Source organism: Nesterenkonia haasae, from assembly GCF_010119385.1.
Lineage (GTDB): Bacteria > Actinomycetota > Actinomycetes > Actinomycetales > Micrococcaceae > Nesterenkonia > Nesterenkonia haasae.
On record NZ_VFIE01000034.1, the window covers coordinates 1 to 22077 of the forward strand.

26 protein-coding genes and 1 rRNA gene are annotated in these 22077 nt (G+C 61.8%); 23 read left to right on the forward strand and 4 right to left on the reverse strand.

Going from position 1 to position 22077, the window contains the following annotated elements; all coding sequences use genetic code 11:
• The first annotated feature begins 109 nt into the window (after positions 1-109).
• The 10 genes from rrf (at position 110) to FH975_RS15840 (ending at position 9065) form a co-directional block, all read left to right on the forward strand.
• Positions 110-226 (forward strand): 5S ribosomal RNA (rrf, locus tag FH975_RS15795).
• A gap of 103 nt (positions 227-329) precedes the next feature.
• Complete coding sequence (locus FH975_RS15800) at positions 330-1157, forward strand: tetratricopeptide repeat protein (protein ID WP_162322142.1); 828 nt, start codon at positions 330-332, stop codon at positions 1155-1157.
• Positions 1148-1960 carry an HAD-IIA family hydrolase gene (locus FH975_RS15805; RefSeq protein ID WP_194251156.1) on the forward strand — a complete coding sequence of 271 codons (813 nt, stop codon included), beginning with the start codon at positions 1148-1150 and terminating at the stop codon, positions 1958-1960. The genes FH975_RS15800 and FH975_RS15805 overlap by 10 nt, the downstream gene beginning before the upstream one ends.
• Positions 1957-2127: a hypothetical protein gene (locus tag FH975_RS15810; RefSeq protein ID WP_153079077.1), complete on the forward strand. Its 171-nt coding sequence runs from the start codon at positions 1957-1959 to the stop codon at positions 2125-2127. The genes FH975_RS15805 and FH975_RS15810 overlap by 4 nt, the downstream gene beginning before the upstream one ends.
• A 6-nt stretch (positions 2128-2133) precedes the next feature.
• Positions 2134-2955: a TlyA family RNA methyltransferase gene (locus FH975_RS15815; RefSeq protein ID WP_162322143.1), complete on the forward strand. Its 822-nt coding sequence runs from the start codon at positions 2134-2136 to the stop codon at positions 2953-2955.
• 19 nt (positions 2956-2974) lie between these two features.
• The gene (locus FH975_RS15820) at positions 2975-3925 is read left to right on the forward strand and encodes an NAD kinase (RefSeq protein ID WP_162322144.1); all 951 of its coding nucleotides are present in this window, start codon (positions 2975-2977) and stop codon (positions 3923-3925) included.
• 7 nt (positions 3926-3932) lie between these two features.
• Entirely contained in the window at positions 3933-5696 is a 1764-nt protein-coding gene (recN, locus tag FH975_RS15825; protein ID WP_162322145.1) for a DNA repair protein RecN, read from the forward strand.
• A 21-nt stretch (positions 5697-5717) separates the two neighbouring features.
• Positions 5718-7403 carry a CTP synthase gene (locus FH975_RS15830; protein ID WP_153079073.1) on the forward strand — a complete coding sequence of 562 codons (1686 nt, stop codon included), beginning with the start codon at positions 5718-5720 and terminating at the stop codon, positions 7401-7403.
• A 6-nt stretch (positions 7404-7409) separates the two neighbouring features.
• A complete protein-coding gene (xerD, locus tag FH975_RS15835) occupies positions 7410-8411 on the forward strand; it encodes a site-specific tyrosine recombinase XerD (protein WP_162322146.1) in 1002 nt (333 codons plus the stop codon).
• A gap of 27 nt (positions 8412-8438) precedes the next feature.
• Entirely contained in the window at positions 8439-9065 is a 627-nt protein-coding gene (locus FH975_RS15840) for a trimeric intracellular cation channel family protein (protein ID WP_162322147.1), read from the forward strand.
• Positions 9066-9120: 55 nt separating this feature from the next.
• Here the strand turns inward: FH975_RS15840 and FH975_RS15845 are convergent, their stop codons facing one another.
• Positions 9121-9447, reverse strand: a complete 327-nt coding sequence (locus tag FH975_RS15845; protein ID WP_162322148.1) for a YciI family protein — start codon at positions 9445-9447, stop codon at positions 9121-9123.
• Positions 9448-9646: 199 nt separating this feature from the next.
• A complete protein-coding gene (locus tag FH975_RS15850; RefSeq protein ID WP_162322149.1) occupies positions 9647-10375 on the reverse strand; it encodes a hypothetical protein in 729 nt (242 codons plus the stop codon).
• A 299-nt stretch (positions 10376-10674) separates the two neighbouring features.
• Between FH975_RS15850 and FH975_RS15855 the strand changes: the two genes are divergently transcribed.
• Genes FH975_RS15855 through FH975_RS15865 form a run of 3 tightly spaced genes read left to right on the forward strand, consistent with a single transcriptional unit; the run spans position 10675 to position 12523 of the window.
• Entirely contained in the window at positions 10675-11154 is a 480-nt protein-coding gene (locus FH975_RS15855) for a DUF2975 domain-containing protein (RefSeq protein ID WP_162322150.1), read from the forward strand.
• Complete coding sequence (locus FH975_RS15860) at positions 11154-11360, forward strand: helix-turn-helix domain-containing protein (protein ID WP_162322151.1); 207 nt, start codon at positions 11154-11156, stop codon at positions 11358-11360. Before FH975_RS15855 ends, FH975_RS15860 begins: the two co-directional genes overlap by 1 nt.
• Entirely contained in the window at positions 11357-12523 is a 1167-nt protein-coding gene (locus FH975_RS15865) for an FAD-dependent oxidoreductase (RefSeq protein WP_162322152.1), read from the forward strand. Before FH975_RS15860 ends, FH975_RS15865 begins: the two co-directional genes overlap by 4 nt.
• A gap of 70 nt (positions 12524-12593) precedes the next feature.
• Here the strand turns inward: FH975_RS15865 and FH975_RS15870 are convergent, their stop codons facing one another.
• Positions 12594-12920 (reverse strand): ArsR/SmtB family transcription factor, encoded by a 327-nt coding sequence (locus FH975_RS15870; protein ID WP_162322153.1) that lies wholly within the window; start codon positions 12918-12920, stop codon positions 12594-12596.
• A 16-nt stretch (positions 12921-12936) separates the two neighbouring features.
• Here FH975_RS15870 and FH975_RS15875 point away from each other — a divergent pair, with 16 nt between their 5' ends.
• Both FH975_RS15875 and FH975_RS15880 read left to right on the forward strand, forming a co-directional pair.
• Positions 12937-13413, forward strand: a complete 477-nt coding sequence (locus tag FH975_RS15875; RefSeq protein WP_162322154.1) for an SRPBCC domain-containing protein — start codon at positions 12937-12939, stop codon at positions 13411-13413.
• The gene (locus tag FH975_RS15880; protein WP_328821929.1) at positions 13410-14165 is read left to right on the forward strand and encodes a DUF899 domain-containing protein; all 756 of its coding nucleotides are present in this window, start codon (positions 13410-13412) and stop codon (positions 14163-14165) included. The genes FH975_RS15875 and FH975_RS15880 overlap by 4 nt, the downstream gene beginning before the upstream one ends.
• On the opposite strand, the gene FH975_RS15885 is transcribed toward FH975_RS15880, so the two are convergent.
• Complete coding sequence (locus FH975_RS15885; protein ID WP_162322156.1) at positions 14162-14710, reverse strand: NADPH-dependent FMN reductase; 549 nt, start codon at positions 14708-14710, stop codon at positions 14162-14164. The genes FH975_RS15880 and FH975_RS15885 overlap by 4 nt on opposite strands.
• An 80-nt stretch (positions 14711-14790) precedes the next feature.
• On the opposite strand from FH975_RS15885, the gene FH975_RS15890 reads away from it, so the two are divergent.
• The 8 genes from FH975_RS15890 to FH975_RS15925 form a co-directional block, all read left to right on the forward strand.
• A complete protein-coding gene (locus tag FH975_RS15890) occupies positions 14791-15777 on the forward strand; it encodes a DUF389 domain-containing protein (RefSeq protein WP_162322157.1) in 987 nt (328 codons plus the stop codon).
• A gap of 75 nt (positions 15778-15852) precedes the next feature.
• Positions 15853-16596, forward strand: a complete 744-nt coding sequence (locus FH975_RS15895; protein ID WP_162322158.1) for a YwaF family protein — start codon at positions 15853-15855, stop codon at positions 16594-16596.
• Positions 16597-16605: 9 nt separating this feature from the next.
• Positions 16606-17181 (forward strand): anti-phage DNA glycosylase Brig1, encoded by a 576-nt coding sequence (brig1, locus tag FH975_RS15900; protein ID WP_162322159.1) that lies wholly within the window; start codon positions 16606-16608, stop codon positions 17179-17181.
• A 309-nt stretch (positions 17182-17490) separates the two neighbouring features.
• Positions 17491-18183 (forward strand): glycosyltransferase, encoded by a 693-nt coding sequence (locus FH975_RS15905; protein WP_162322160.1) that lies wholly within the window; start codon positions 17491-17493, stop codon positions 18181-18183.
• Positions 18180-19148, forward strand: coding sequence for an acyl-CoA dehydrogenase family protein (locus FH975_RS15910; RefSeq protein ID WP_162322161.1), 969 nt, complete (start codon positions 18180-18182; stop codon positions 19146-19148). The genes FH975_RS15905 and FH975_RS15910 overlap by 4 nt, the downstream gene beginning before the upstream one ends.
• Positions 19145-20575 (forward strand): bifunctional PIG-L family deacetylase/class I SAM-dependent methyltransferase, encoded by a 1431-nt coding sequence (locus FH975_RS15915; protein WP_162322162.1) that lies wholly within the window; start codon positions 19145-19147, stop codon positions 20573-20575. The genes FH975_RS15910 and FH975_RS15915 overlap by 4 nt, the downstream gene beginning before the upstream one ends.
• Positions 20576-20584: 9 nt before the next feature.
• Positions 20585-21664, forward strand: a complete 1080-nt coding sequence (locus FH975_RS15920; RefSeq protein WP_162322163.1) for an alcohol dehydrogenase catalytic domain-containing protein — start codon at positions 20585-20587, stop codon at positions 21662-21664.
• Between the two features lie 81 nt (positions 21665-21745).
• On the forward strand, positions 21746-22077 hold a 332-nt coding region (locus FH975_RS15925; RefSeq protein ID WP_162322164.1), incomplete at its 3' end, for a hypothetical protein.

A 22077-nucleotide genomic window follows, 5' to 3' on the forward strand; every position in this document is an offset into this window, starting at 1 on the left:
GAAACAACAACGTATGTCCACTAGTTAATTGAATACGCACGTTTGGTTGTAACCACAAAATAGGTTTACCCACCCCCAGAGCAAGCAAGGGGGGTGTGGTTGAAAGGGTTACGGCGGTCATAGCGTGGGGGAAACGCCCGGTCCCATCCCGAACCCGGAAGCTAAGACCCACAGCGCCGATGGTACTGCACCCGGGAGGGTGTGGGAGAGTAGGACACCGCCGGACACAACATAGAGAGAAGACCCCCGCGGTCTCTGCAATGGAGCAGAGTCACGGGGGTCTTCTGCATGCCCGGTATTCTGTTCCGCAGAGACAATGAGAGGACCAGATGCACGACAACACTTCATTCGAACGGCCCAGCCGCAACCCGCGGGATCTTCGCCGTTCCAATCGGGACGAACGAGACCGCTCGCCCGAGATTGACGACGACATCACCGGCAAAGAGCTCGACCGTGAAGCGGCACGCCAACTTGGAACGCTCACCGACGTCAACCGTAAGTGGGTCGCCAAGCACCTCATCATGGCCGGACGCCTCTTGCAGATCGACCCCCAATTAGCTTTTGAACACGCGCTGGCAGCATCTCGCCGCGGTGGACGCCTCGCAGTGGTCCGTGAAGCCGTCGGGCTGACCGCCTACGCCGCAGGCGACTACGCCGAAGCACTGCGAGAGCTGCGCACCTACCGCAGAATCAGCGGCGACAATACTCATTTGGCAGTCATGGCCGACTGTTTGCGCGGCATAGGAAAACCCGACAAAGCCGTAGAACTGGCCCAGGAACCGGAAGCTCAGAAACTTGCAGGCTCATCCCGCGCTGAACTTGCCATGGTGCTTTCAGGGGCATACCTGGACCAGGGCGAAACCCAAGCTGCCCTAGCAGCCCTCGAAGTGCCCGAGCTGGACATCAATCGGGCCTATCCCTTTAGCCCCCGACTCTTCGCAGCATACGCCGAGGTGCTTCACTCCCTTGGTCGAACCGAGGAAGCCGACAAGTGGCGGACTAGGGTCTCAGTGGCTGAGCGAGCTCTCGGCACCGGGGCATTCGAAGACCCCGAGATCCTTGACTTCGATGATGAGGATGAGGAACCTTCCACTCCGCGGCTGAAGGATGTGCTGCCCCAGAGTTCCCACTCCGATAAGGGCCGCGTATGGCACTGATAGATCACCACGACGGTATCCTCTTCGACCTCGACGGTGTGCTCTACGCAGGTCCCGAAGCTATCGCGGGGGCGCCTGAAGCCCTGGCCGAACTCTCCCGGCAAGGACGCCACTGTGCCTTCGTCACCAATAACGCCTCACGGTCGTCCGCGGACATCGCTGCACACCTCGTCGAGCTAGGAATACCCGCCACAGCAGATCAGGTCTACGGGTCGGCGCCAGCGGGAATAAAGCTCATGAGCCGTCACGTGCCGGCACCAGCGAACGTACTTGTCACCGGCAGTGACTCTCTGCGGGAACTCTGCCGTCAGGCCGGTTACACCGTCGTGCAATCGGCAGAAGACGCTCCCGACGCCGTCATTCAAGGTTTTGAACCGACGATCGGCTGGGCTGACCTCGCTGAAGCGTCCTATGCCATTAACCGCGGAGCTCAGTGGTTCGCCACAAACCTGGATCGCAGTGTGCCCCGCGAACGTGGCATTGCCCCGGCGAACGGAGCGCTTGTGGAAACCATCGCCTTCGCCACCGGGCAACGTCCGCGTGCCGCAGGAAAACCCGAACCTGAGATGTTTGAGCAGGCGGCAGAGGCGCTGAACCTCAGCAGCCCGCTGGTGATCGGCGACCGACTCGATACCGACATTCTCGGCGGCAACCGCGCGGGATTCACCACAGCGCTCGTGCTCACCGGCGCCACCACAGCAGCAGAAGCCCGCGAGGCAAACGGTGACGAGAAACCGAACGTCATACTGTCCACACTTGCTGACCTGTTCACCAGCGCAGACGACAAATCGGAACAACTATGAACGACCCTGAAAACACGGCCGGCGACCTGACCGTAGAGCACGTCGAACAGCAGATTCGAGACGCCGAGGACCTTCACAGCAGCCTCACTGACCGGCTGAGCCGCACCGCACAAACGGGCAGCACGAACCAACCCAGCACCACCAACCAGGCCAGCACCAAGGATTGAGCGCGCGTGTCACATCCACACGGTGCTTCGGAAAGACTCGACCGAGCCCTGGTGAGCGTCGGTCTGGTCTCCAGCCGGACCCGGGCACACCAACTGATCGCATCGGGCAGTGTGACCCTCGACGGCGTCGTGGTGCGTAAAGCGGCCACAAAGGTGCGCACAGATCAACAACTGGGAGTCATCAAAGATGACCCCTGGGTGAGTCGAGCAGCTCATAAGCTCATGGGAGCTCTGGATGCGTTCGACACCATCGACCCGGCGGGCAAGCGATGCTTGGACGCTGGAGCTTCCACCGGAGGGTTCACTCAAGTGCTGCTCAGCCGCGGTGCCGAGCACGTCGTCGCCGCCGACGTGGGCCACGGACAACTCTCACCACAGCTGTTCGAGCACCCCGATGTTACAAACGCTGAAGGTATCAACCTCCGCTACGTCAGCCCGGGGGACCTCGGGCCGGCTTTCGGGCTGATCGTGGCCGACCTGTCGTTCATCTCACTTCGGCTGGTGGTGCCCGCTCTTGCCGATCAGGCCGACCACAGAGCCGACCTCGTACTGATGGTGAAACCACAGTTTGAGATCGGGCGTGAACGGCTGGGCAGAACCGGTGTGGTGACCAGCCCGCAGCTGCGCCGCGAAGCCCTTGAGGGCGTCATCAGCGCGGCGGCACAGGTGGGGCTGCAGGTCAAAGCGGCCGTGCGTTCCCCCCTGACCGGTCAAGACGGCAACGCAGAGTTCTTTCTGTGGGCACAATCCACAGCGACCACCGCAGACTCGGAGGCTGACGATAGGCTGGGGCAAGCCGACCTGGACAGGATTGATTTCGGCGACTAGGGATTCAGGAGGACGGAGCATGCGAGCGGTACTTGTGTTGGCCCATACCGGTCGCCGTGACGCGGTGGACGCAGCCGTCACTGTGGCCCACAACCTTCACGCGGCAGGCCTTCGCCCGGTTATGCTCAAGACCGACCTGGACGACATCACCGCTTTGGCCGGGGACCAGTTAGCCCACATCGACATCGCGGTGGCGGACCAGGAAGTGCGTGTCGACCACTGTGAGATCGGCATGGTGCTCGGTGGAGACGGCTCAATTTTGCGCGCGGCACATAGGGTCCGTCATGCCAAGCTGCCCCTGATGGGCGTCAACCTAGGACATGTCGGGTTCCTGGCGGAATCTGAGCGGACCCAATTGGATGAATCCGTGCAATGGGTCATCGACCAGAACTACACCGTTGAAGAACGCATGACCCTCGATGTTCAGGTGTGGCAGGCAGACAAACATCTGGGCTCCAGCTGGGCGCTCAACGAGGCGAGCATTGAGAAAGCTTCACGTCAGCGCATGATCGAGCTGGTCATCGAAATCGACGGAGCTCCAGTCTCCGCATTCGGCTGTGACGGAGTGGTGATGGCCACGCCCACCGGATCCACCGCCTACGCATTCTCCGCGGGAGGTCCCGTGGTCTGGCCGGAAGTCCAAGCCATGGTCATGGTGCCGATCTCTGCGCACGCACTCTTTGCGCGCCCCTTGGTGATCGACCCGATCTCTGTCATGGGTGTAGAACTTCTGCCCCGCGGAGATGAACAAGGCATCTTATGGTGCGACGGCCACCATTCTATGGAGCTCCCCGCCGGTGCCCGTGTTGAAGTCACCAGGTCAGAGACACCAGTGCTCCTGGCCCGAGTTCACAGGACCCCGTTCTCCCAACGTCTAGTGGACAAGTTCAACCTCCCCACCACCGGGTGGCGAGGACCAGTCGAAGCACCACACACCCTCCAGTCGGCACACGAGGGCAGGGAGGCCTGAGTACACGGTGATCGAACATCTCAGCATTAGCGACCTCGGCGTCATCGAACGCGCCGAACTGGAACTAGCGCCCGGGTTCAACGTGGTCACCGGAGAGACCGGGGCCGGCAAAACCATGGTCGTCACTGCCTTCAGCCTGCTGTTGGGCGCCCGGGCGGAGGCCTCCACTGTGCGTTCCGGTGCCGCCAAAGCCGCCGTGGACGCAGAGATCCTCGTCCCCCACAGCCATCCCGCACGAGCCAAAGCACAAGAATCCGGCGTGCTGATGGAGGATCCTGAGGACGCAGATGACGCGGCAGCCGTTGGCGACGGTGACGAGCCGCTGTTGTTGGGCCGCGCCGTCAGCGCAAAAGGACGCAGCCGGGCCACACTCTCCGGGCGAGCCGTCCCCATCTCCCTGCTCGGCGGAGTCGGAGCTGAACTGGTCACCGTCCACGGGCAGAGCGACCAGCTTCGGCTGAAGAGCGCCGCCGCCCAACGCGCAGCCCTGGATACCTATGCCGGGCCGCAGGGAGCTCAGCTGCTGAAGCAGTATCAGGAGTGTTTTGAAGCCTTCCAGCGGCAAAAGGCCGAACTGGAGGACATCACCGCTCATGAGCTTGAGCGTCGCCGTGAGGCAGAGCAGCTTCAAAGAGCTCTGGAGACCATCGACCGGGTCGACCCCCAGCCCGGTGAGGATGAAAAGCTCAAAGCAGAGTCCATGCGATTGGACAACCTCGAGTCCCTGCGTGACGCGGCGCGGAACGCTCAATCCGCGCTCTCAGGGGGTGATGCAGCCGAGGTCCTGGAGCAGGGGCCCAATGCTGCCGAACTGCTGGAGGGTGCCGCACAGGCACTCGCGACCGTCACCGACCAGGATCAGGAGCTGGCGGAGATATCCCGGCAGATTGGTGAAGTCTCCACCCTGCTGACTGACGCCGCATCTCAATTGGGCATCTACGCCGCCAGCCTGGACGATGCCGGTCCAGAACGCGTCGCAGAAATCCACACCCGCAGGGCTGAGATCGACAAACTGCTCAGGCTGTACGGACCGGAAGTCACAGATGTTCTCACCTGGGCCCAGGAGGCGCGTCAGCGGCTCGAGACTCTGCACTCCGATAGTGACCGGATCGAGGAGCTTACCGACACTGTCCAGCAGCTGGAAGGTCAGCTTTGGGAGCAGGCACGGGAACTTACCCGCATCCGGAGTGCGGCAGCACAGCAACTCAGTGACGGGGTTGGCTCTGAACTTGCTGCCTTGGCCATGCCACAGGCGCGTATCGTCATCCAGGTCGAGCCCACCACCCAACTCAGCCGGTATGGCGCTGACGCGGTCGGCTTCCTGCTCAGCCCGCACTCCGGAGCGGATCCGCTTCCTTTGGGCAAAGGAGCATCAGGTGGTGAGCTTTCCCGGGTGATGCTCGCCCTGGAAGTGGTGCTCGCCGAACAGCAGAAGGCTGGCACTTTCATCTTCGATGAAGTCGACGCCGGGGTCGGGGGTAAGGCCGCTGTGCAGATCGGCAAGCGGCTGGCCGCCCTGGCCCGGCACGCGCAGGTCATCGTGGTCACGCATCTTCCGCAGGTGGCCGCCTACGCGGACAACCACATCCGGGTGCACAAGACCTCCGAGTCCGGGGGAGGAGTCACTGCCTCCGATGTTCGGGCACTCGACCATCACGAACGAGTCGGCGAACTGGCCCGCATGCTTGCTGGGCAGGAAGACTCCACCTCAGCCCGGGCCCACGCAGCTGAACTGCTTGACACCGCGGCACATGAGGCGGCGGCGTCGTAATGACCAGAAAACCCTCCCACAGTGATAGGTTTGAACCCCGTGGCGCAGCGAAATAATTCCCGGAATCAGAACAGTCCCGACACTAGCCGTCAGATCTTTGTGACCGGCGGCGTGGTGTCCTCCCTCGGCAAAGGTCTTACAGCATCCTCGCTGGGACATTTGCTCCGAGCACGCGGACTCTCAGTGGTCATGCAGAAGCTCGATCCCTATCTCAATGTGGACCCCGGGACTATGAATCCCTTCCAGCACGGTGAGGTGTTCGTCACTGAAGACGGCGCCGAGACGGATCTGGACATCGGCCACTACGAGCGATTTCTTGACGAGAACCTCGATGGTCTCAACAACGTCACCACTGGTCAGATCTACTCGTCTGTGATCGAGAAGGAACGCCGCGGTGACTACCTAGGAGACACCGTCCAGGTCATCCCGCATATCACTGATGAGATCAAACGCCGTATGCGCTTGCCTGCCGAATCGGAGGACGCACCAGATGTCATCATCACCGAAATCGGCGGCACGGTCGGTGACATCGAATCCCAGCCGTTCCTAGAAGCTGCGCGTCAGCTCCGTCAGGACATCGGCAGGGAGAACGTATTTTTCCTCCACGTCTCCTTGGTGCCCTACATCGGGCCCAGCCAGGAACTGAAGACCAAACCCACGCAGCACTCCGTGGCGGCGCTGCGCTCCCTGGGCATCCAGCCCGATGCGATCGTGCTGCGCAGTGACCGGGAACTTCCTGCCGATATCCGCGGCAAGATTTCGCGCATGTGTGACGTTGATGCCGACGCCGTCATCAACTGTGCCGATGCCCCCAGCATCTATGACATTCCGAAGATCCTCCACAAGCAGGCCATCGACGCCTATGTGGTGCAAGCACTGGAACTGAAGTTCAAAGACGTCGACTGGACCAAATGGAACCGTCTGCTCAGCGTGGTCCACCACCCCGACCACGAGGTGGAGGTCGCACTGGTTGGTAAGTACGTTGACCTGCCGGATGCCTACCTTTCTGTCTCTGAGGCGTTGCGCGCTGGTGGTTTCGCCCACCACGCACGGACCAAGATCCGGTGGGTGCCCTCTGACCTGTGCTCCGATCCGGAGGGAGCGGCCAAGTCCCTGGCCGGAGTGGATGCGATCTGCGTACCGGGTGGGTTCGGTGTGCGTGGCTTGGACGGGAAGATTGGTGCCCTGCGTTATGCCCGTGAGAACAAGATCCCCGCCCTGGGCCTGTGTCTCGGGCTGCAGACCATGGTAATGGAGTACGCCCGGAACGTGCTGGGCATGGCGCAGGCCAATTCCACTGAGTTCGATCCGGACACCAAATATCCGGTGATCGCCACTATGGCTGAGCAGAAGAGTTTCGTCGAAGGTGCGGGGGATCTGGGCGGAACCATGCGCCTGGGCGCCTATGACGCTGCACTTGCCGAAGACAGCGTAGTGGCCGGGGCCTACGGTGCCACTGAGGTCTCTGAACGGCATCGGCACCGGTACGAGGTCAACAATGACTACCGCGAGCAGCTCTCTGAGGCAGGCCTGGTCTTCTCCGGCACCAGTCCGGACGGTCTGCTGGTGGAGTTCGCTGAGCTTCCCAAGGATGTCCACCCCTACTACGTCTCCACTCAGGCCCACCCGGAGCTGAAGTCGCGGCCCACCAACCCGCACCCGCTGTTCGCCGGGCTCATCGGCGCCGGGTTGGCGCGTCGCGGCTAACCTGCTGTGAGCGGCCGATCAGGTCAGGCAGGGTCGTTCCGGGACACGGCTACGTCCTCTGCTCTGTGGCCGGAGGTTGCTGACTACCTGGCCCACTTGCGCATTGAGCGCGGTTCCTCCACGAACACCCTGTCATCATATGAGCGCGACCTCGCCCGCTATGCGGCGTACCTCAGCAGCAGGAGAGTGGCCACTCCAGCTGCCGTAGACGCCGGGCATGTTGCCGACTATCTTCAGGTGGTGACCACCGGCAATGATGGAGGCACACCGCTTGCGGAGCGTTCAGTAGCAAGGATGCTCGCCTCAGTGCGCGGGCTGCACAAATACTGGGCACAGGAAGGCCGAACAGGGTTCGACGCCGCCAACGACGTCGCGGCCCCTACGCTGACTCAGTCGCTTCCCAAGGCACTGACAGTGGATCAGGTAACCCGGCTGATCGAGTCCCCCAAGGTCACCAACCCTTTGGGTCTGCGGGATAGGGCTCTGCTGGAGTTCCTCTACGCCACGGGTGCGCGGATCGGGGAAGCCGTGGCGTTGGACGTCGATGATGTGCACTCACTGCAAACCACCGGAGAGGAAGGCCTGGTGCTGGTCCGGGTGACCGGCAAGGGCAATAAGCAACGCATGGTTCCCCTGGGCCGTATGGCGCAGCGGGCGCTGGGCGACTATCTCACCGCAGGCCGGCCAGCTTTGACCGACCCGGTGAAAGCTCGGGTCAGGAAGATGTCTCCTGCGTTGTTCGTCAACAAGCTGGGTGGGCGGTTGTCCCGGCAGTCGGCGTGGGAGATGCTGAAAAAAGCCGCCCTGGCGGCGGAGATCACCAGCGAGGTCTCACCGCACACGCTGCGGCACAGTTGCGCGACGCATATGCTCGAGGCTGGTGCCGATATCCGCACGGTGCAGGAGCTGCTGGGTCACGCTTCGGTGACCACGACGCAGATCTACACCAAGGTCACTGCCGAAACGCTGCAGGAGACGTACCTCACCGCACATCCGCGGGCGCTGTGAGCGCTCGTTCCTGAAGGAAGGCCATACATGGATGCACTTCTGCTGTCCCTGGAGCTGATGGGGATTTTCGCGTTTGCGGTCTCAGGGGCCCTTCTGGCGGCACGGAAAGAGTTCGACCTGGTGGGGTCACTGCTGCTAGCGAGCCTGGCTGGTCTAGGTGGAGGCGTGACACGCGACGTCATGATCTCACAGGGGCTCCCGGTTGCCTTGGAGAATCCACTGCTGTTAACACCGGTGCTGATGGCCGTGGTGATGGTCGGGACGCGACTGCTGCATGAGAACAGACTGCGCCGGACCATGCTGGCGTTCGATGCCATGGGGCTTTCCCTGTTCTGTCTGACGGGGACAGTCGTGGCGTTCGAGGCGGGGCTGAATCCGGTGGCCTGCGCCCTCCTTGGACTCACTACGGCAGTCGGGGGCGGGACTCTGCGCGACGTGGTGGCTAACGAGGTGCCGCAGATCGTTGTTCCCCGTGGCATCTACGCAATGCCAGCACTCTTTGGGGCTGCATTGACGGTGCTCACCCTGGAGCTTGGTGTCTTCAACGTCTGGTTCGGCATCGGGATCTCATCATTGGTGTTCGCTGTACGTATGCTGTCTCTGCGCTTCGGCTGGCGCATCCCCCTCGCAGGCAAGCAGCCCGAAGCAGAGTAGCCAAGTCGGTATCTCGGTCCTCGGCGCAGACTGTGAACGCGTGATCACTGGGAGGCTAGTCCCTCAGCGGCCAGACTTCGACCACCCCGTGTGCGACTGCACATGGAGTACCTGCGACTAAGGAGATCGCGTGATCGAGACTGTCGGCTTCGATAACCATGAAGCCTGCGACCGGCAACTCAGATGTCATGTAGGCCCCGTCGTCGCGCTGAACAGCTCGCCCTTCGGGATTTCGTACCCGTACAGGTGACCCCGCGCGTCCGATGCGCGCACCGCGTTGGGCTAGTCGATCGTCGCATTCATGTGCTGCGTCGCGGACCGGAGGGTCGGTTCTGTCATACCCGGCTTGGTCTCCGTAACCGATAGTGATGAAGGTTGGCATGATTATTGGCTTTCTGTGTTGAAGCCTCGGTGCGCGCCAAGCTCTGAGGGCGCGGTCGGTCATACATTCGGCCCCCCACGATGCACGCACCAAAACCGATTGCGGTATGCAATCACAACCAGTCAATCAGAAGTGATTGCGGTTTGCAATCGGTTAGGAGTAGCGGGTGAGGCGCGTGCCCTCAGAACAGCCATGACGGCTACGGCGCCTCAAGGTCTGCCAGCGCTGAAGTTACCTCGTCTAGGAGGGCATCCATATGGCTGTTGCGTGACTGTTCGTTGGGATTGTGCATTGCGAGGCGCTGCAGTTCGAGTACTCGGCCGAAGCCGGTGGTCAGGCAGAAGCTGTGGTCGATATTGCCGGTCTGTGTCTCGAGAGCTTCGAAGCACTCCCAGTCGTAACCCTCTGTGGCTGCAGACCGTTCAATGACCTCGAATCCATGCTCTTCGAAGTAAAGTTGGGCGCTGTCGACTGCTGACCGGAAACCCGGATCTGAATGTGCCGAAACCGGTGCGTAGCCCCCATCGTCATCACCGGGGATGTACGCCATAAAAATCATCCGGCTCTGTTCATCGCTTGCCATGTAGTCCCGATGGGTCATGTGCTCAGAAGGGTTGGACTCAGAGCTTGTGAGTCTCATATCGCCGAGTTCAGCGGGCATCGCATTGAAGGAGTTGGTACGCACGCCATCCTGCTCATCTATGTCACCGTCCCCCTCTTCTGAGGACTCGGCACTCTCCGTTGCAACCGGTGTCGGGGCGCTGGAGCTTTCCGTTGCCGCTGGGCTGTCAGGCGGGGACTGCGTGGTGCTGGGATCCACGGTGTCGGATGCCTCAGCGTCGAAAGAGGGGATGCAACCGGTAAGCGCCAACGCCGAGGCAGCGGCAACGATTATCAGTTTCGGGTGAAATCGCTTCTGCAGCTTCATTCTTAGTGCCTCAGGTGACTAGCGTCTGAATCGGATTCCAGAGAAGGAGCGCCAACTTTCATGCTTCTTCCGTGGATACATGCAGGACCATATTTGCACACAGCAGCAGAAGTGCAACAGCCCGCGGGCATCTGAACTGGGCGAGCTAAATCCAGCGTTGAGCGACTGGATATCTTACGAGAGCTCGATGAGGTTGTGATGTAGTGCATTCTGGAGATTGTCTAGGTCGAAGCCGAGGTGTGAGTGACCCCTAAGTTAGATCTATTGACTTTCGATAGTTAGACACTGATACTCGATATATGAAAAGTCAGCGTTGGGTGGTGGTCACTCTCAAGACAGCTCTAGTCCTGCTCTTCGGGCTCCTGCTCCTATTCCAGATCATGTCTCTGCCTGGCCAGTTCGCGCATATGGCGCAGCAGTCACCTGAGATGGCGCTCCTCCGATGGCCCGCGACGACCGTCACCATCTTCTGGGTGCTGTGCGTCCAAGTAATCATCGTCTGTGTCTGGCAGCTGCTCACCCTCGTCAAGAAGGACCAGATTTTCAGCCCCACGTCCATGATCTGGGTCAACGTGGTGCTGGGTGCGATCGGGGCAGCCTGGCTGGTCCTAGTCGGCGTGTTCATCTACGCAGTCTTCAATCTCGCGGGGCCGGGCACCCCACTGGTGCTCGCACTGATGGTGGCAGTGGGCGCCGTCGTCGGGCTTGTGGTCCTGGTGATGCGGGCGTTGCTGAAGCAGGCAACCACGCTGCGCGACGACATGGAAGCTGTGATTTGATGCCGATCGTCGTGCGGATCGATGTGGAGCTGGCCAAGCGCAAGATGAGTGTCGGTGAGTTCGCTGAGCGAGTGGGGATTACCCCGGCTAATGTGGCCGTGCTCAAAAACGGTCGCGCAAAGGCGATCCGATTCAGCACACTGGAAGCCATATGTGAGGTCCTGGGATGCCAGCCCGGTGACCTCCTTGAGTGGGTGGAGGAATGATCACCCAAGTGCGGCACATTGATGTTCTTGTGGTGGGCGCTGGTCTCGCCGGCTTACGCGTTGCGAAGCTGCTGGCCGAGGCTGGCCACTCGGTCCTGGTGATCGACCGTCGACGGGACCTCGCTACCTCAATCAGGACGACTGGGATCTTCGTGCGGCGAACCTTGGACGACTATGACCTTCCCGACGATCTCCTGGGGCCGGCGATCCGCCGAGTGGTGCTGTACCCGCCGAGCATGCGCGACCCGGTAGAGCTCGTCAGTGAGCGTGATGAGTACCGCGTGGGGGAGATGGGGCCGATCTACACGGCGGGCGCACGTGCTGCTGTCGACGCTGGAGCGGAGATGCTGCTGGGTGCGCGCTACCTAGGAGGTTCGGATGGCGAGTACCAGGTAGCCGGGCCTGGTCGGCCGCTGACAGTGCGAGCGCGCTTTGTGGTCGGCGCGGACGGGGCACGGTCTCGGGTTGCGCGGGATCTGAGGGTGGACCGGAACGCGCACCTGCTGGTGGGGGCGGAAGATGTGTCTGAGGTCTCCGGCTCGGTCGGTTCACCTGCCTTCCACTGTGTGCTGGATCCGCGGCTGGCACCTGGCTACATCGCGTGGGTCATCAATGACGGCAGGCACGCCCATGTGGGGACCGCCGGGTACTCGAGACAGTTCCACGGCGGCGTGCGCCAAACGCTGAACCGCTTCGCGGCGAATGCTCCCGGACTTTCCGGCCCCGATCGATCGCCGGCCGCGGTGGAGCGCCGGGGCGGGCCGATCCCAGTGGGAGGGCTGCTCAGGCGGATCAGCTCACCTGAAGGCCTGTTGGTAGGCGATGCAGCTGGTGCGGTCTCGCCGCTGACCGCTGGGGGATTGGACCCATGCCTTCGCCTATCCGGCTACGCTGCAGCTGCGCTGGACGAAGCCCTGCGGACCGGAAAGCGCGAGGCCTTGCGCGGCTATGACGGCGGCTCGCTGCGGAGGAAGTTCACGGGTCGGTTGCTGATGCGCCAAGTACTGGCGCAGGTGCGGCATCCGTTCGTCGCGAGTGCTGGTTTTGCTGCCCTACGCACCCCCTTGGGGCGTGCAGCGGCGCGCAGAGTGCTGTTCGGGGACCATTCCTTCCCGGACCCCGCAGGTCACGTGAAGTCTGTAGAGTCGCTCCACTGGAAGTAGCTACAACGACTTGTAGCAACTTCAGCCTCCCGAACCGGGAGGAGCCTCAAGGATTGTGAGGCCACTTCAGTCAGTCACTGCTCAAATGGTCGAGCAGATCAACTGCGGCATTCATGTAATCACTGATCCATCGGTCGTGGATGCGCTTGATCGGCAGCGGCGCAAGCGACAGGTGGCGCTGCCGTCCCACCTTGCGTCCGGTGACTAGTTCCGCGCGCTCAAGCACCCGGAGGTGCTGCAGCACTGTGGTGCGGTCCAGTTCGGTCAGCAGTGCACACAGTGAACCCGTGGTTTGGGGGGATCTCTTGAGTTCGTCGAGCATTCGGCGGCGCACTGGTGATGCTAGTGCTTTGAACACCCGGTCATCGTCTGAGTCCTTGTCAGCTGTTCCAGTCATGTTGTAAATTTACAACATGAAAAGAGATGACACACTCACCGAGCTCGCCTTTACGATCGCCGGGCGTATCGCCGGTTCTTGTGCGGAGGTGTACGAGGCTGTGGCCAACCCGGAGCAGCTCTCGCGGTACTTCACCACCGGGGGTGCCCGAGGACGGTTAGAACCCGGTGAGCAGGTTAAGTGGGACTTCGCTGACTTTCCTGGTGATTTTCCCGTCACGGTAATTGATGCTGAGCCGCCACATCGGATTGTCATTGAATGGAGTAACGAGGCGACGATCAGTACGAGTGGAATCACCAAGGTGGTCTTCGAGTTCGAACCGATCGATGGGGACTCGCGAACGTTGGTCACGATTACCGAAACATCCTGGCGCCCCACTGCCGAGGGCGCTGAAGCCGCTTTTGGCAACTGTGAGGGATGGACCCTCATGCTCGCAGGTCTCAAGGCTTGGCTCGAGCACGGCATCAATCTCCGCGAAGGGTTCTACCAGTGAACACCGAACACAACTGTCCCCCGATCGTGGACCGCGCCACTTGGAACGATGCCAGAGGCGTTCTGCTGCAGCAGGAAAAAGCCCTCACGCGGATGAAGGACGCGATCAGCGCAGCACGTCGGCGGATGCCCATGGTCGAAGTGCGCTCAGACTATATTTTCGACGGGCCCAATGGCTCCGTGACGCTGTTAGACCTCTTCGAGGGGAGGCCTCAGCTGATCGTCCAGCACTTCATGTTCGCCCCCGACTGGGAGGAAGGATGCGACGGGTGCTCCATGATGGCCGAGCATATCGGCCCTCTCTCTCACCTACACGCCAGGCGCACCTCTTTCGTGCTCACCTCGCGTGCACCTCTGGACAGTCTGCACGCCTTTCGCGACCGCATGGGGTGGCAGCTGCCTTGGTATTCGGCAGTCGGCGATGACTTCAACGTCGACTTCGGAGCGACTGTCGATGGTGAAGAACGCCAAGCTATCAGTGTGTTCCTCCGCCGGGGCGACCGCGTCTTTCATACTTGGTCCACCCACGCCCGGGGTGAAGAACCTTTCATGCTGGTCTTCGACTTGCTCGATCTCACCCCATTCGGACGTCAGGAGGTTTGGGAGAACTCACCGGCCGGAACACCCCAGGAGCCGACGTATTCATGGATGCGCCTCAGCGACAATTACGACGACGGCGAACGCCCCTGTCGATGCCACGAAAAGCCGGGTTCGCCCGGTCCGCCGTCTGTGAAACCCGAGGTCTCTGGCTAGTGGGTGCAAGATGTCAGGGCAAGAACACCGGCGCGGATTCGCTCCTGGACTCCTAAGTCCTCATCCGTGCCGGTCTCGCCGATGAGGGCACGATTCACAGGTATGTTGAGGCAGGCGTCGTCGACAATGGTTGCCCCGGTGTAGGACAGCACAGTTTTCAAGGACGCGTAGGTTCCGGCTGCGCGCTGAGGGGCGGTCGAGGGGTTGATCCAGCCGACGGGTTTTCCGTACATGACCGTGTCGCCGATAGTCCACTCCAGGAGGTTCTTCAGGGCACCGGGCATGGCGCCGGCGTACTCCGGGGTGCAGAACAGAATTGCATCGGATGCGCGGATCGCCGCTCGGAGGTTCCTGACGGGAGGAGGCGGCACAGACCGCTCGACATCGGGGTTGAAGTGAGGCAGCTGAGTGAGTCCAGAGTAAGCCAGGGCAGTCCAGTGGTGGGGAAGCGTCGTCCTCGCTGTTTTGAGCACAGCCGTGTTGACCGAGCCTTCACGGGTGCTCCCAGTCATGAGTAGCAGCGACTTCTCGGGTTCGACGCTCATGAGGCCCATTGTCGCATCGGATCGTCGACCTACTGCACTACTCGCAGACTCTTTGGGCCCGATGGTGCAAAGATGATTCCATGACCGACATCAGGGAGCTCCTGGTTCCCGAACGACAGCGAAAGACCTTTGACTCTCTGAACGAGGCCGTCAACTACGGTGAAGGCGAGGTCCTCAGTAAGCGGAGCGGGTTCGTGATAATGCTGGCGTTATCGTCGTTGATCGCTGCAGCAGGGGTGATCAACGACTCCACGGCGACGGTCATCGGAGCGATGATTATCGCCCCACTCGCTACTCCGATTCACGGGGTGGCGCTCGGAATCGTCTCCACGCGGCGAGGACTGCTGGGCAATTCGCTGGTTTGGCTCCTCGGAGGTGCGTGTGTACCGGTGCTGTTGGGACTTGCGTTGGCTTTCACGGTCGCCGACCCCGCTGACCTTGCGAAAAACTCCGAGGTCATCGGCCGTACCTCCCCTGGGCTCCTCGACTTGGTAGCAGCAATTGCCACTGGCCTTGCCGGTGCCTGGGCGATGTGTCGCACTGACCTCAGTGCGGTACTACCGGGAGTCGCCATCGCCATTTCCCTAGTTCCACCCCTCGCCGTTGCCGGTGTGTGCCTGGGAGTCGGCGAATTCTCCTTCGCGCTTGGTGCCACGGTGTTGTTCGCATCAAACGTGCTCGCGCTCATTGCTGCCGGCAGCCTGGTCTACACGCTTGCCGGCTATCGAAGTTCCTCAAGCACGGTCGGCCGCACACGTATACGTGCTTACGCGCTCCTCACGATGCTCACCGTAGTGATTGCCATTCCGTTGGCGCTGAACAGTTGGATCGTCCAGTTGTCGGCTGTCGCGCAGGAAACGACGGAGACGTGGTTGGAAGACTCCGGGGGAGGGGAGGTCACCGACATTCAGTGGCACGGGACCGGCGCTGTCATATGGATTCAAACACCAGGTGGAGACATCCCTGATCTGAGTGAGCTGGGTGCGGAGCTGACCCAGCGAGGCGTCCCTGATTTCTTCGACGTCAAGCTCAATGTCACGCCCGGTTCGGACATCACAGTGCCATGATGGGAGGGGGTGCCCACAGGTTCTCCGCGCAGTCATTTACCGCTGATCTGGGCTTCGCTGCCTACACTGGCAAGTGTGACGCCAGTACTCGTATCGGCCCAGGCCCCCGAGATTTTCGGAGGGGTCCACCTGAGTCTGCTTGGTCTGACGTTTCTGCTGAGCGTCCTGACGCTGTGGGGTGTGCGCCGCATTCGGGGCACGAGCGCCGAGGCGTATGTCATCAGCATTGCTGGATGGGCGCTGCTGGGAGTATCCCTCTGGCGACTGGTCTGGTTCCTGCTGCCCCAGAACTGGGACATCGAGAACTCGCTGCCACTGCACTTCTCTGACGCCTTACGTTTCATTGCGGCGATCGCGCTGATCACCAGATCACGGTGGGCGATAGCGATTTCCTATTACTGGGGTTTGACGCTCAACCCTCAGGCTCTGCTGACACCTCATCCGAACATGCTCATCGGACCGTCGCTGAGTTTTTTCTTCTATTGGAGTCTGCACATTGCGGTACTGCTGGTTCCGCTGGCGCTCATCTGGGGTGTTGGATACCGCCCCGGATGGTGGGACTTCCGTGTGGCATATGGTGCCGCTCTGGTGTGGGCCGCTTTCGCAATGGCCGCCAATGGCCTGCTCGGAACGAACTACGCGTTTCTCAATCACCATCCTGAAGGGGCCTCTCTTTTGGACTTCATGGGGCCGTGGCCGATCTATGTCCTCTGGCTGGCCGTCATCGCTGGTTGCTTGTGGGCGCTGATGACCTGGCCGTGGACTCGAGGACGAGCCAAACAGAGTGCATCCACTAAGTCGGCATCTGCGGATGAGTAGCGTGAGCTGATGAACTTTCGAGAAGAGGCAGTCGCCTTTTGGGACGAAGAAGTCGGAAGGTGGGTTCGCGGAGGACGCGATCTCAGCCCTGAGCTGCATCGCTGGATGAGTGCATACAAGGGCCGGGGAGAGGGCGCCGTCGAACTTTCTGTGTTCCCGGAGCCGTACATAGGCCCGCTCGCGGGAAGTTCTACTCCGGCGCTCGTCATGCTGGGCCTCAATCCCGGATCGGCGGCACGAGAATTCCAGGGCCAGAACGGTATCTTTACGCGTCAGATCGCGGCCACCTCATACGGTCAATGGGCAGCCTCAGCACCCTACACCGGCCCAGCGTGGGAGTCGGTCAAAGGCCCAAACAAGTACCACCGCAACCGACAGTCCTTCGCTCGCCGCCTTCACGAGAATGACGCCGTCCAGGCAAACGATCTGCTCTACATCGAGCTCTATCCATTCCACTCGAAGCGGGTCTCAGCCGACATTAGTCCGGATCCAGACTTGCTCCATCAATTCGTCTTCGGTCCCATAGGGGAACTTGACGTGGCTCATGTGTTCGCCTTCGGCAAGCCCTGGATGCGTGTGGCATAGAAAATTGGCCTAGGTGCCGGTCTTCCTCTGCAACTGCGTTGGAAAGTACCAAGCCGAAAGGCTCGCTCCTACCCATTGCCGACCGGACAGGACTTGATAGTTCTTAGCCAGAACGGCTATGCGGGGCCGCCCGGTGAGGCAGATACCTCAGTACTCCGGCAAGCATTGCACATGACCTGAATGAACGTGAGGAACAGGGTAAGGAAACACTCAGGAACCTTGCAGACTCCACGCCGGGTTGATGTGTACTGTCATGACTTTCCGCAGGTCAACGGCTTCTATGACAGGTAGATAAGGGTTTAAGTGCAGATGAAGCAGGTGCGAGTTGTGATTCCGGCGCGCAATGAGGAGCGCTTGCTTCCCCAGGCGCTCCGTGCAGTCCGACAAGCTGTGGAGCACACTCGTCACCTCGCGGCCATGGCCTTGGACGTGCGCGTCACAGTCGTGGCGGATCGCTGTGCCGACCGCACAGAAGCGGTGGCCAAACACCTAGCAGACGAGGTCATCATCCTCGAGGCCGGATCAGTTGGTGCAGCGCGGGCGGCGGGATGCGCCGTACTGCTTAGCTCAGCTGGGTCCGAACTCCGGGACGACGCTGTGATGCTGTGCACCGATGCGGATTCTCTCGTGCCACCCACCTGGATTACGGAACATCTGGCACACATCGACGCAGGTGCCCACATAGTGGCCGGCACGGTCCGCGTTCACGACTGGAGCGACCGCCCGGCCTCCCTAAAGCCACGGTATGAACGCACCTATTCTGCATCTGCAGCTCACGTGCATGGGGCCAACTTGAGCTTTACAGCGGCAGCCTATCGCGCTGTGGGTGGGTTTAAAGCACTCGCCACAGGGGAGGATCAGGATCTGGTAGACCGCATGCTGGCTGCCGGAATGCGCGTGGAATTCTGCACTCAGGCTGCAGTGATGACTTCTGGCAGGTCTGAGACGCGTGCGAAACAAGGATTCGGGGACTACCTGACTACCCTGGAGGCCGCCTCATGACCCTCGCAATCGAGACGGCACGCGCCTGGATCAGACAAGGCCGTGCGGAGCTGCCGCTGCCAGGCTCAGGGGACACTGCGGCGCGATGGCACGCCCTACGGCAGCTCGGGCGAGAAAACCTCCCCGCCGCACGCATGGTTGAGGCTCACGTAGACGCTGCAGCCATCTGCGCAGAGCTGGCACTAGACCAAGCGCCCGAACGAGATTCGCTGTGGGGTGTCTGGGCCGCAGAGCCGCCGTCGCCCGTTCTTCACGCCCGCTCCAGTGGGGGCCAATGGAAGCTCACGGGTACCAAACCCTGGTGTTCTGGAGCAGGCCAGGCCACGCATGCCCTCGTCACGGCCCGCGCGGAGCAGGGCCCCAGACTGTTTGCGGTGCAACTGGATCAACCTGGTGTGTCAGTCGGTGAGCTGAGGTGGGCGTCCGCCGGAATGGCGGAAACGGCCACCGGTGAAATGCATTTCGACGACGTCCCCGCCGACCCCGCTGGCGAACCCTCGGGTTACCTGGAGCGGGCAGGTTTTTGGCACGGCGGAATCGGTGTGGCGAACTGCTGGTGGGGTGGAGCGCAAGGCCTGCTGGACATCCTGCACTCCACTGTGGCCGCGTCTGCACGTCTGCAGCAGAACCCGCACACGATGGCCCACCTGGGGGCATGCCTCGCCTGGGATGCCACGATCACCGGCGCCTTTAACAACGCTGCCGAAGACCTCGACGCCGCGCCGGCAGATCTGGCGGCGGCGCGCGGCCGAGCCTATGCTTTGCGCTCCATGGCGGAGCGGGCGTGTACGGATGTAATACAACGCTTTGGCCGGGCACTCGGTGCGCTCCCCTTTGCTCGTGACGCTCAAGCTGCAGACCGGATTCAGGATCTGCAGGTCTACATCAGGCAGAGTCATGCAGAGTCCGACGACGCCGAACTGGCCCGACTCGCGCTCGCAGACTGTGAGCAGGGAGAGTCATGAACGGCGCGGCAGAGCGCCATGGGAGCCTCAGCAGCACAGAGCGGTTCGCCAATGTGCCGTTGGAGGAGGCGGGCACCTCGGCTGCGTCATGGCAGACTGCCGCACGTCAGCTGCCTGAATTGAGCTTCACCGCAGATCACCGCGTAGTGGCCATTGTCGCCCATCCAGATGATGAGGTCCTTGGACCTGGTGCGCTGGTCTCCGACCTTATTGCACAGGGAGCTGAGGTGGAGACGATTATCTGTTCCGACGGTGAGAAGTCCCATGCCCACGATCCGGAGGTTCACCCGGCAGACCTCAGCGAGGTCCGCAGAGAAGAATCCCGCGCTGCATCCCGCATGCTCGGGACCTTACCTCCCACCTTCCTCGGCTACTCTGACGGAGATTTGGCCGTGAAACAGGGACGCATCACCGCCGAGCTCGTGCGACTCATCACCGGCACGACGGCGCCACTGACTCTGCTCACACACTGGCAGTCAGATGGCCACCCAGACCATGAGGCGGTCAGCCGCGCTGTGCGTGGAGCAGCCGAACATGCGCTCGCAGAGAAACAGGAAATCAAGCTCCTCGAGTTTCCCATATGGGCCCTGCACTGGGATTCCCCCCACAATGGGCTGTTTCCCCTGGAGTACGCACGCCGCGGGCCGTACGAGTCGCACCAGCAGAAACTCAAGACTGAAGCCTCTGCCTGTTTCGCCTCACAAGTCATACCGTGGCCCACAGCAACTGCCGGGGATCCCGTCATGCCGAGACATGTGATGGAGCGGCTGCTCAGCGTCCCGGAAATGTTCGTTCCTGTCACTCTTGCGGAGCCGGAAGTCGATGACATAGAACATCTCCGGGGTCTCTACGCTGCTTCCCGAGACCCCTGGGATATGGAATCCTCCACCTACGAGGGGGCAAAACGTGCTGTGACCCTTGAGGCACTTCCCCGTGCCAGATACGCACTGTGCTTCGAGCCCGGGTGCTCTATCGGAGTGCTGACTGCGGAGCTGGCACAACGCGCCGATCACGTCGTCGGATGGGAGCCAGTGGAGCGTGCCGCGATCACGGCACGAGCGCGATTCGAAGATCTGGAACACAGTGGGACGCTCTCACGTGGTCATGTCGAGATTGAGCAGCGGTCGCTCTCCGCGCGCGATCACGAACTGGGACCATCGGGTGCGGATCTGCTGGTCATCTCGGAAGTGCTCTATTTCCTCCCGCGCGCGGAACTGGCTGACATCATCGGCGGACTCTGTTCACGGGCGGCTGTAGGTGCCCACGTGGTGGCGGTCCATTGGCGGCATCCGGTGACGGGATGGCCGCGCGGGGGATCCGCCACCCACCAGGTCCTCAAGGCTGAGCCACGCCTCCGGCTGCTTCAGCGCGACAACACCCACAGCGACTACCTCCTCGAGGTCTTCGAAACGGTGGGCGTTTCGTAGAATGCGTTGATGCGCGCCGTCCACATCACCGCCTTCGGTGAAAATCCCACCGTCGTAGACTTACCCGCTCCCACTGCGCCTGCTGGCGGTGTCGTCGTTGACGTGGAACTCACGGGACTGTGCCGCAGTGATTTCCATGGATTCGCTGGACACGATGACAGCGTTTTCCTGCCCTATGTACCGGGCCACGAGTTCCTTGGGCGGATCGCCGCCCTGGGTCAGGGGGTGACTGGTTGGTCTGTTGGCGACCGAGTGACCGCGCCTTTCGTCTGCGGGTGTGGTGATTGCGCTTGGTGTGCTGCGGGACAGTCTCAGGTCTGTCCTCACCAGTCCCAACCCGGATTCACCTATGACGGGTCCTGGGCCGAACAAGTGGTGGTGCCGGCAGCCTCACACAACCTGGTCGCGGTGCCAGAGTCTCTCTCCGGAGCGAGCGTCGCCTCGCTGGGTTGCCGGTTCGCTACGGCGTTCCGGGCGCTGCGTGACCGAGCGCAGCTGCGACTCGGTGAAGTGGTGGCGGTCTTCGGATGTGGGGGAGTGGGACTCTCCGCAGTGATGTTGGCCCGCGCAATGGGCGCCAGCGTCATCGCCGTCGATGTTTCCCCCGGCGCGTTGGAGATCGCCGAGTCAGTCGGCGCGAATCGGTCTGTAAACGTCACAGGGCTCAGCCCGGAAGAGGTGGCAGCGAAGGTGCGTGCCGCCGCGTCCGATATTGCCGAAGGCGGTCGCGCGGGAACCAAGGCGGCACCGGGGTCGGGACCGCATGTCACGCTCGAAGCCCTTGGCCGGCCAGAGACTCTAGAGGCCGCGCTACTCAGTTTGGATCCCCTGGGCCGTCACGTTCAGGTAGGCCTGTTTGCTGAGGCACCACAGACTCTTATCCCGCGTGTGGTCGCGCTGGAGCTGTCGATACTCGGCAGCCACGGCATGGCGGCCGTGGACTACCCGGCGCTCTTGGACCTGCTCGTCTCGGGTGCGGTCGATCCCAGTGTCTTGGTGACCCGTGAGCTTGGCTTGGACCAGGTTCCTGATGCATTGGCTGCGATGGCAGGTGGAACACAGCCCGGGGTAGCAGTCATTCGGCCCTGAACTGGCGCGGGCGGGTGAGTCCGGGTGTCAGGTCTTCGCCGGGTCGGGGTGGTGTCGGGGGTGGCGGATAAAATTGTGGGTATGGAAGGCAAGTTGGATGCTCACTCTTCGGCACCGGTTCCAGTGCCGGTGCCGGGGTCGTTTCCGGTGCCGGGGTCGTTGGGGCATCTTGCCCAGGTGCCTGAGTTGGTGTCTGCCTGGGAAGCTCAGGTAGCGGCCCGGCGTGCTGAAGCGTCGAAGATTGAGCACCTTCTGGATTACCTGGACCGGTGCCTGGCGGAGTGCGCTGGTGAGAGTGTGGTGGGCCGTGCTGAGGTGCGGAAGGCTGCGGTCCGGGATGCTGCGGTGGTGCTGGGTGTCAGTGAGCGCACCACCACGATCATGCTTAATGTTGCTGGTGTCGCTCGAGGTGA